Below are 9,439 nucleotides of genomic sequence, written 5' to 3' on the forward strand. Positions count from 1 at the left end.
TACCCAGTGACGCCGTGTTGGCACCGGCAGAGGGCGCAACATAGCGCAACTCGTACTCCGGGCCACCAGTGCCGTTAGGTACCAGGCCGTCGAACTGGAAGTAACCGTTCTCGTCGCTCTGCAGTGTTTCAGTCAATGCATTATCGAGATACAGCTCTACAGACCAGTTCTGCAGCACGGGCTCTTCAGCATCGCGCTCACCGTCAAAGTCAATGTCGCGCCAGAGGTAGCCTGCAAGATTGGCGATACCCGGTGTGCCACCCACATCGATGGCCACACTGGCCTGTTCGCTTACAGGAGGGTCATTCCACTCGGTAGTCGCGGTGTTCACTACCGTATAGCCGATTTCGAGATCCGCACCCAGCTTCGCCTGGAAGCGCAGGGTGGCAGACTCCCCCGGAGGCAGGTCGCCATAGGAGGAGCCAAAGTCGGCACTAATGACAGAACCGTTCACGCTGATCCCTGCAGCCTGGCCGTTTAGCATCGCCGAATCAGTGACATAAGTCAGCACACCCTCACCGGCCGCCAACAGATCGTCTGTGATCACCACATTACTGGTAGGCACGGAACTGATATTGGTCACGCGAACAAGGTATTCGAGAGTGGCACCGGCTTCAGCCGCACCATCAAGTGCTGTTACTTCCTTGCTGATCGAAAGCTGTTGTGCGTCACCCACTACAACCTCGGTGGGCTGGGCGCCGTTGGTCGGGTTGCCATCGGCATCAGTCAGGACCTGGGGTAACTCGGCAGCTGCCACACTACCCTGGTTGCTGATTACCGTACCGGTAGCAGTCCCCGCATCGACGGTTACATCAAATACGACAGTGGCAGCCTGGCCGGAACTGATCGTGCCTTCTGCGGTCCCCGGCAGTGGCGGCGTCAGGTCAGAGGATGAGATCGGCAGCCCGCTGGCAATGCGGGCCTCACCGCCACCATTGTCGCTCACCGCGGTGCCGTTAAGGGTAGTGCTGCCAGGCACATAGGTGGTATTGGCCGGAATCAGGTCGGTCAATTCAGCTTCCGTGGCATCCAAACCGCCGATGTTGTTAACGCTGATGGTATAGCGGAGTGTATCGCCGGGATCGACAATGCCCGCGCTAAGACCATCTTGCTGGATTACCACTGTCTTCTGCACAACCAAAGAGGCCACTTCGCCGACAGTATCGATTGTGGGGTCGTCCGGAATATCGGTGGCTGGATCATCCGACGGAGTTTCCGAAACCGGCCCACTACCGGCGCCCTCACCAGTGATAAAGCCCTGGTTGGAAATAAGCGTCCCCTCGTTGACATCATTAATGATGACATCAAAGGTGACCACCGCTACGTCATTGCTGGAGCCGGTCGGGTCCGCCAACAGAACCCCTTCCGCTTCGCCCGGAGAATTGACCGGCATACCCACAACCAGCGCTGAGGTTCCACCGACGTCGGCAACCGTGGCCCCGTTTAAGGTGACGGAGTTGGCCACATAGGAGGTATTAGCCGGAACCTGGTCACGCAATATCACTTCTATAGCATCTTCGCCCCCAACGTTACCCAACGTGAGCGTGTAGCGCAGGGTATCCCCGGGGAGCAGAATAGCCGGATCACCGGTAAGATCCTCAGATGTCTTATCCACGTCGAACAGAGGGGTGGAACTAATCAATGTCTCGGTAGGATCTTCCGTCCCACTTACTTCAGGGTAATCACTCAAGGCGAATACCACATCACTCAGAGTCAGCTGGGCCTGGTTAAGGACAACTGTGCCACTGGTAATAACCGGAGCTAGCGTCACCTCAAAGACGATAGCCAGAGTATCACCAGCCTGGCCTGCAGGCTCGATCGACAGGTTGCTGACTTCGAGCACGCCACTACCATTAGCGCCGCCATCATCGATAATATCGGCAGAGGCACCACTAGGCACACTGACTACAGCTAACGTACCGGACTCGAACATGGCGGTGTTGTTCAGCCGATCCAACTCGTCGAGCAGAGTGAAGCCGCGCAACGGAACATCGCTGATGTTCTGGATCTCAACGGTGTATCGCAGGAGGTCACCTGGGCTGGCGGTTGCTCCAGAGCCTCCGGTAGTCACGTTGAATACACTCTTGCGCGTTTCCAGTACTGCGCCTTCAACAACAAATTCGTGGTTGTCCTCATGGTCCATCACCCCGGGTGTACCATCGGTAAGCTGGCGCTGGTAGGCGAAGCGCTCGGAAGATGCAGCATCGGCGCTGAACCACTGGGTGGCACCGGCAACATTGACAAGGGTGCTGCTGCCGACGTTGTCCTCGTCCAGGGCCACCTGGTAAGAGAGCGTCAGGCTATCGCCCGGCGCCAGCTCGTCATCAGTTTGCAGTGTCACTGAAAACTCACAGGTCGGCTCCCCTCCCACAAAACTGACAGCAAAATCCGCTGCATTCAGTGCTATCGAGGATCCATCCGCTTTCTGGATTGCAGCGCCCTGGATAACAGGCTGGACATCACACATTCCCCCCGGAGTCGGGTTCGGCAGCCAGTCGGTCAGGGTCGGGTTCCATGCGCTGGATTCGCCGGTGTTGCGCACCAGCAGGGTGAAATTGTCCGGGGTGCTGACACTGATAGACGCGGGACCGCTCTTCTCAACCACGAGCTCCGGGTGAACGATTGTCACCGGATCGGCATCGCCCCCCGTGGTCGCATCGTCGCCAAGGCGCCCGGACCCGCTGTCATAATCGTACCAGGCGCGGTTTACAAATGGTTCGGTACGGGCCTGGTTGGTCGCGGTGTTCAGCACCTCAACCGTCACCAGCACCTCGACCTGCCCGCCCGCCGGGATATCGATACCACCATTGTTATCGACCAGCACCAGGCTGTCGGCAGCACCGGTATTGGTAAGAACGACGCCACCCAGGGTCGCGGAAACGAAGCCCAGGTCGACACCGGTCGCTGACAGGTCGTCATGAATGCGTACATCCTGCAGCGCCACATCCACCGGCTGCTCGGGAATGGTGATGGTATAGGTCAATTCCTCGCCGATAGCGACAGTGCTCTGTGACGACGCCTTGCTCAGTACCCCGGGCATTGCGGCAGTGAGGTCAAAGGTCGCCGGCTGTGAGGGGCCATACTCCTCGCGCCAATCCACTGTGCTGCTCGCCGGCACCTGGTCGTTATCGAACGAGTAATAGCGAAGCACCTGTGCGGTATTGGTGAGAGTGATACCTGCGGCCAGGTCGCTGTCACCCGTCACTTCGTAAACTACACGCAGGGTTTCACCGGGATCGATCGCTGCATTGGCCGCCGGATCGAAATCCCAGGTAACAGTGCCGCTGGCAGAGTCGTAAGTTGGTGTGACTGCCACGTTAGTGCCGGAGCCAACCAGTGTCGCACTAATGGCAGTTACACCGCCCTGGCGCAGGCCAATCGGCAGGGTATCCACAAGGACCGTATCGTAGGCAGGCGCATTGCCGTTATTGGTGATATCAACGGTATAGGTCGCCGTCTCACCACCGCTGATCTCGGTATCGCCATCCCCCGGGGTTACACCGGACTTGGTCACTGCGAGCAGTGGCTGCAACGCGGTGACCGTGGCATTGTCGGTCAGTGGTGCTGGGGCAACCCCGCCAACCTGATAATTCAGGCTCACAGAGTTTGTCAGCGACTGCGAGGTCGGCTGCTGGCTCAGGATATCGCCATTCTGCACCCGTGCCCGGTAGACAATGGTCAGGAAATCATTGCCGGGGTCACCATCTATGGGATTGGTAACCTCGTCGATTGCCCAGGTGACTGTCCGCAGGTCTGCACTTACGTCCGGTGCCGGAAAGGTTGCCGGTGGGGTACCGAAATAGTCCGCACTCACCATCTCCACAAAAGCCATGCCCTGGGGCAGGCTGTCGGTGAGCACCAAGTCATTATGGGTTCCCTCAACGAGGGAAATTTCCAGTTCGTACTCGACGGTATCACCGACACGGAGACTTCCATTGGCGTTCCAGCTGTCGCCGACAGTCGCCTTGGTCAGGTCGATGTTGTAATCAACTCCCAGGCCGCTGGTATCACCGGTGCAGTAGGTGTTGGGTGCAGTGACGTTGGGGCAGCCATCGCCAGTGCGCTCACGATTACCGGAGAAGGAACCATCGAGCGAGGTCCAGTCCGCCAGGGCACTGTTGACAATATCCTCGGAGGTAACGATATCGACATTGACCCGGTAAACAATCACCAGCTCGCTGCCGGCGGGAATGCGCAGAGAACTATCGCCATTACCACGGCCCCAGGTAAGCGTATTACCGCTCACTGCAGGAGTCCCATTGAACCCCGCCACCGGCGAACCATCAATTGCGGCACTGGTTGAACCATCGATGTAGCTCAACTCGGCCGGCAGGGTGTCGGCAATATTGGTATCAAATGCGGTCGATGTGCCGTTGTTGGTAACAGTCAGGGTGTACTCGAGTTCGTCACCACTCGCGGCCGGCTGGCCGGGATCAGTGACATTCGTGACGTCCTTGACCATCGCCAGGTCGGGCTCAACGATGATGATATCTGCCTGGCCGCTGGTGCCGCCGTCTACGTCAACACCACCCTCCTGGTAGGTGTAGGAGACGGTATTACTGACAGGTGTCGCGCTCGCATTCACATTCTGGGTGTTCGCCACCCAGGTTGTGAGGGTAATCACCGCCTGCTCGCCGGCAGGGATGTTGCCGATATCCCAGCTCAGTTCCTGCCCATTCTGGTTGGTGGTTGTACCGAGGGGCGAGCCGCTCAATGCCACCGAGGCATCGACATACTGCAGCGCAGGGTCGAGCATGTCGGTGACAGTTACACCATCCAGCTCGCCATTGACCGGTGTGCCGGGCACGGTAATGGTGTAGACAACCTCTTCACCGATGGTGGCCTCGGATACGGAAGCGGTCTTGGTGGGAGCGGCCACATCAAATGTGTTGGTCATCCAGACACTGGAGGAAGCCACCGGGTTGATGGCAATGTACTCACGGGCATCGGCGCTATCGAGAGTTTCACGCGACCAGTAAGCTTCCAGGCTCGCAGAATTTGACCACACCTGGTTCGGCGCGATATCGGTGTAGAAACCAATGCTGTAGTACACCGTTGCGCAGCTTGACGCTTCCAGCGGTACATCAAGCAAAACGGCCAAGTTGCCGTCGCGGGCGGCAGGTGCTGTGTAGGTGTAATCGGCAGCATCAAGGGCAGTGCCGTCAATCGACACTGTCAGACCACTGATGGACTGGTCATCCAATTCCGCCGGCAGGTCATCAGTAAGCTGAACCCCATAGGCCGGGGCATCCCCGACATTACAGGCCTCCAGGGTGAAATCCATAGTGTCGGAGGCAATATCCACCACGTAAGCGGTGGCCGCGGATTGGCCGTCGCCAATCGTGGAGCCATCATCCGGGATCACTACCCCGGTCTTGGTGAGTTCGGTGATCAGCGGCTGCAGCACTTCAACGCTGGCGGTCTCGGCAGCGGTGGTGGCGGCAGTGCCATCGGCAAAGGTGTAGCCCAGCGTGGCTTGGTTGTTAAGGATGGTAGTGGTCGGCGTCGGCGCCGGTTCCTCAGCGGGGCCGTGCTGCACCCGCGCGCGATAGACAATCACAAACTGGTTGTCGGACGGGTCGTTGTTCGCAGCGTTGGTAATGTCACCGAGCGACCAGGTCAGCGTCCCGGTCTGGTCCGCGGAGGGCACATTGGCTGCCGGTATATCGGCATGGGTGAACACGCCCGCACTGCTGTAGGGCGCGGCTGTATCACCGTTGATACTGACCACATCGACGAAGGCGAGCCCCGGGTCCAGCACATCGGTGACGGTGACGTCGCTGGTCTGCCCCTCCGGCAGGGTCAGGATCAGCTGGTAGGTGATGGTGTCACCAGCGCGGGCATTGGTATCGGCGGTGGTGCCGATGCCACTGTTCCATGTATCACCGACCACAGACTTGGCAAAGGCTGTGCTATCAATGCTGGCCAGGGTGCTGGTTGCCGTGACGAAATAATCGTTGAGCGCCATTTCGTCCGGCGCATCATTGCCGGTGCGCTCCTCGACGAAAGCTCCCTCGAGAGAGGTCCAGTCGACGAATACGCTATTGACCAAGTCGCTCCCATCTACGCCATTGACATCGACCCGGTAGGTCAATGTCAGGGTCTCACCCACCGGCACTAGCAGGCTCTGCCCATTGCTGCGCCCCCAGACCAACTCATTTCCGGTAACCGTGGGCGCCACTGACGTGGTAGTGCCACCGAGCGTTATCTCAGCTGAACCGGGCTCAAGCGTCAGGCCCGCAGGTAGAATATCCGTGATGGACAAATCGAAGGCAGTAGACGTGCCGGTATTAAGAAGCTCGACCGTATATTCGAGAACGTCACCGCCCTGGGCTGGATCGCTGGCATTCTTGCCAGTGGTGATATTCGCCACAGTCTTTGTGGCCTGCAGCTCCGGCTCCACAATACTGATCGGTTGCGCCGTATCTTCCGTGCCCGTGCCATCACTCTGTGTGCCACCCTGGGTACGACTGTAGGTATAGCTGGCGGTGTTGCTAAACGGCGCTGTCGAGTCCTGGTTGTCAATCTCGTTCTTCAGGCGCACCTGCAGCGTCACCAGCGCCTGCTGGTTTGCCGGAATATCCAGCCCAACCACTGTCTCTTCCAGGACCAGGTCCGCTGCGGTCCCGGTATTCGCCAGGCTGTAAATGGTTCCGCCGATATCGGCAGTCGCCCCGACAAACTCCAGGTTTGACGGCAGGGAATCCCGGATATGGACATCGTACAGGGGCGCATCTACCGGACTCGCGGGAACGCTGATCTGGTAACTGGACAGCTGGCCGATAGCTAGCTCAGTTTGCGTACTCTGTTTGGCCAGGGCCCCGGGCGATACAATTGCCACCACCGTGGGATCCTCATCCCCAAGGGTATCGGGGTCAGAGACACCACTAACGAAAGGGTCATCACTGTCGTAGGAGGCCGCGACAGGGGTGATCCCGGTGGCCTGCATAGACGCCTGGTTCTCCACCAGAGTCCCCGTAGCCAGGCCAGCGGCCAGCGTCGCCTCAAACTGGATCAGCAGGTCATTGCCCTGGGGCAGTGACAGGGAGCCGCCATCACCTTCCACCAGCAACTGTCCACCACTGATGCTACAGGTCGGGAAGACCGTCACATCTGCAGGGCCGGTTATCTGGCAGGTCGGCTGCGTTGTGCTGGAAAACTCCGCAGGCAGGACATCGGTAATCCGGATATCGGCGATATTCTGGTCGACATTAAACAGGCGGATTCGATACGTCAGGTCGTCACCCGGTGCGGCAGAAGTAGCCGGGAAAGCCCCGGTGACATTATTCGCTACGGTTTTCTCGAAGTAATAACCGGACAGCGCCACCTCGACAGTGGCCGCATCCTCATGGTCATCGGTGCCGACGGTACCGTCGGTAATCTCGCGTTCGTACTCACCACGGCTTAGGTTCGATACAGAGTCATTGGCCCAGAAGGTAGCGCCAGCGATATTAGTCAACTGCCCGGCCGGCGGATTATCCGGATCAAGGGGGTTGAGCTCGCTGTTGTAAGTAATCTGGAGAAACTCATTGGGCGCCAGGGCACCCGCCTGCTTCGTCAACTCGATAACCAGCAGCCCCGGGCTCCCGCCGGGGCTGTAGTCCAGTGTGTAGTCATCGCCCTCTATAAGCGGGACACCGGCAAGGGTGACAGAAACCGTTCCGGTGGGATCAAAGTCCTGCATTTCCGGCGGGAGCTGGTCCTCAATTCTTATATCCCAGGCAGGCGAACCGCCGACATTCTGGACACTGAGGGTATATTGGGGCGAGTCAGTCGCGTTGATCGCAGTGGCGCTGGTGCTCTTGTTCAGGACCAGGTCCGGAGCGGAAATGCTCAATAGTTGAGCAACACCATTCTCACCAGGCAGTGGATCATAGAAGGTACCGTCAATCTCCCGGGCAAATTCCCAGCTTGCGACATTGGTAAAAGGCTTCCCGATCGTGTTGGTCGCGGAATCTTCCAGCATCACCTCAAGCTCGATATGCACCTGAGCGCCCGCTGGCAGTATTCCCGGGTTATTGATTACGAACTCCAGCTCACCGGGATCTTTCGCATTACCCCCGTTATTTCGAACGGTAATGTCGCCGGGTATACTCAGCGGCGTGGTGGTTCCGCTGGTATCCTCATAAAAAGCCCGGATTTCCAGGAGCTCAAGGTCAACACCCAGAGTCGCGACGGACAGGTCATCCCAGATCTTAATCGCCTGGATATTGTTATTGGAGCCAAAGTCCTGAAGCACGGTGCCGTTAACAGGGTCGTACAGGACTGGCACATCGAGTGTATATACAAACGGCACCCCAACCGTAACCGAGGAAATCGGGTTACCGGACAGGTCAGAGGCCTGTTTCTCGATCTTCTCGACCGGGATAATCAGGTCCTGGCAACCCTCCTTGACAGAGCTGAAGTCAGAGCCGTTTACCGCCCAGACGAACGCCTTACCGCCCTCGACATTGGCGCAGGCAAAGTTACCCGTATAACAGACGTTATCGAATATAATCAGCGTCCCATCAGTCACACTGGCAAAGTTCAGCGTTGAACTGAGCGGGCTCTCACAGCTGAAATTCTTGACCGTGCATGAACGATCGATTGAAAGCTGCTCCGAACCGGTAAAGGAGCGCCCGTCATTAGAGAGCGCACCGGGCCCGTCGATTACACAATCCTGTGGACTGCCAGGATCATTTAGCGGGGGAGTAACAGATTCAAAATCCGACGTCGCAAAATTAGCGGCCAGCGCTACCTGGCTGAAAGGCATGGCCAGCAGCATTCCTAGCAACAGGCTCGACCCGACTCTCGGCGGTAGCGAGCCAAAGCTGCGGAAAAAACCAGCAAGCCCCTTCTTCAGGGATTTCAGTCCAAGTACTTCTGACATCATCGTTACTTTCAGCCGCTACATGAGAGTCTACTTTTTGCCCAATCGCCTGCAAATCAAGCAGGCGGACGGACACTGCCCGGTTGTCGGACATTATCGAGAGAAAGGAAAGGAGGCCGTGAAGCAGGTCTAAATTACTTCGCGCAAAACGAATTTTTTTGAGGAATGCCAAGCAGTTCTCAGGGACACTTCAGGCATTTTCTTAAGGGACAAAGAGCAGGAAGCGATTATATTTTAGCCAGCGCGGCGGGGTCAGTTGGGATCAAGCACCCCAGAGCCAGCCCAGCAGCAGCAAGATTCCACCACAGGCCAAAGGGTGTATAAAGCAGTAACAACAGGAAAAGTGCCGGGCTGTGCGCCCGGTCATGAATGGTAAGAGGCCTGTACGACAAACCGGGCTCCTGCAACCGCATTGCAGGAGCCCGCCTGACGCGCGCTACAGTTTGCCCACCACGTTGATGAAGAACCCCTGGCTGTCGTAGTCCAGCTGCGTCAGGTCATCCGAGAAGTCCGTGAAGTTGTAGCCCGCCCCTACCTTCAGGTGCTTCCCTACATGCCGGTAAACACCCA

2 protein-coding genes are annotated in these 9,439 nt (G+C 58.0%); one reads left to right on the forward strand and one right to left on the reverse strand.

Annotated elements, in window-relative coordinates:
• Positions 1-8,515: isopeptide-forming domain-containing fimbrial protein (locus ACH6CX_RS18385; RefSeq protein ID WP_396676192.1), on the reverse strand; the 8,515-nt coding region annotated here is incomplete at its 3' end.
• Between the two features lie 49 nt (positions 8,516-8,564).
• On the opposite strand from ACH6CX_RS18385, the gene ACH6CX_RS18390 reads away from it, so the two are divergent.
• The gene (locus tag ACH6CX_RS18390) at positions 8,565-9,002 is read left to right on the forward strand and encodes a hypothetical protein (RefSeq protein WP_396676194.1); all 438 of its coding nucleotides are present in this window, start codon (positions 8,565-8,567) and stop codon (positions 9,000-9,002) included.
• The last annotated feature ends 437 nt before the right edge of the window (positions 9,003-9,439 follow it).

The organism is Microbulbifer sp. JSM ZJ756 (genome assembly GCF_044383805.1).
GTDB classification, from domain to species: domain Bacteria; phylum Pseudomonadota; class Gammaproteobacteria; order Pseudomonadales; family Cellvibrionaceae; genus Microbulbifer; species Microbulbifer zhoushanensis.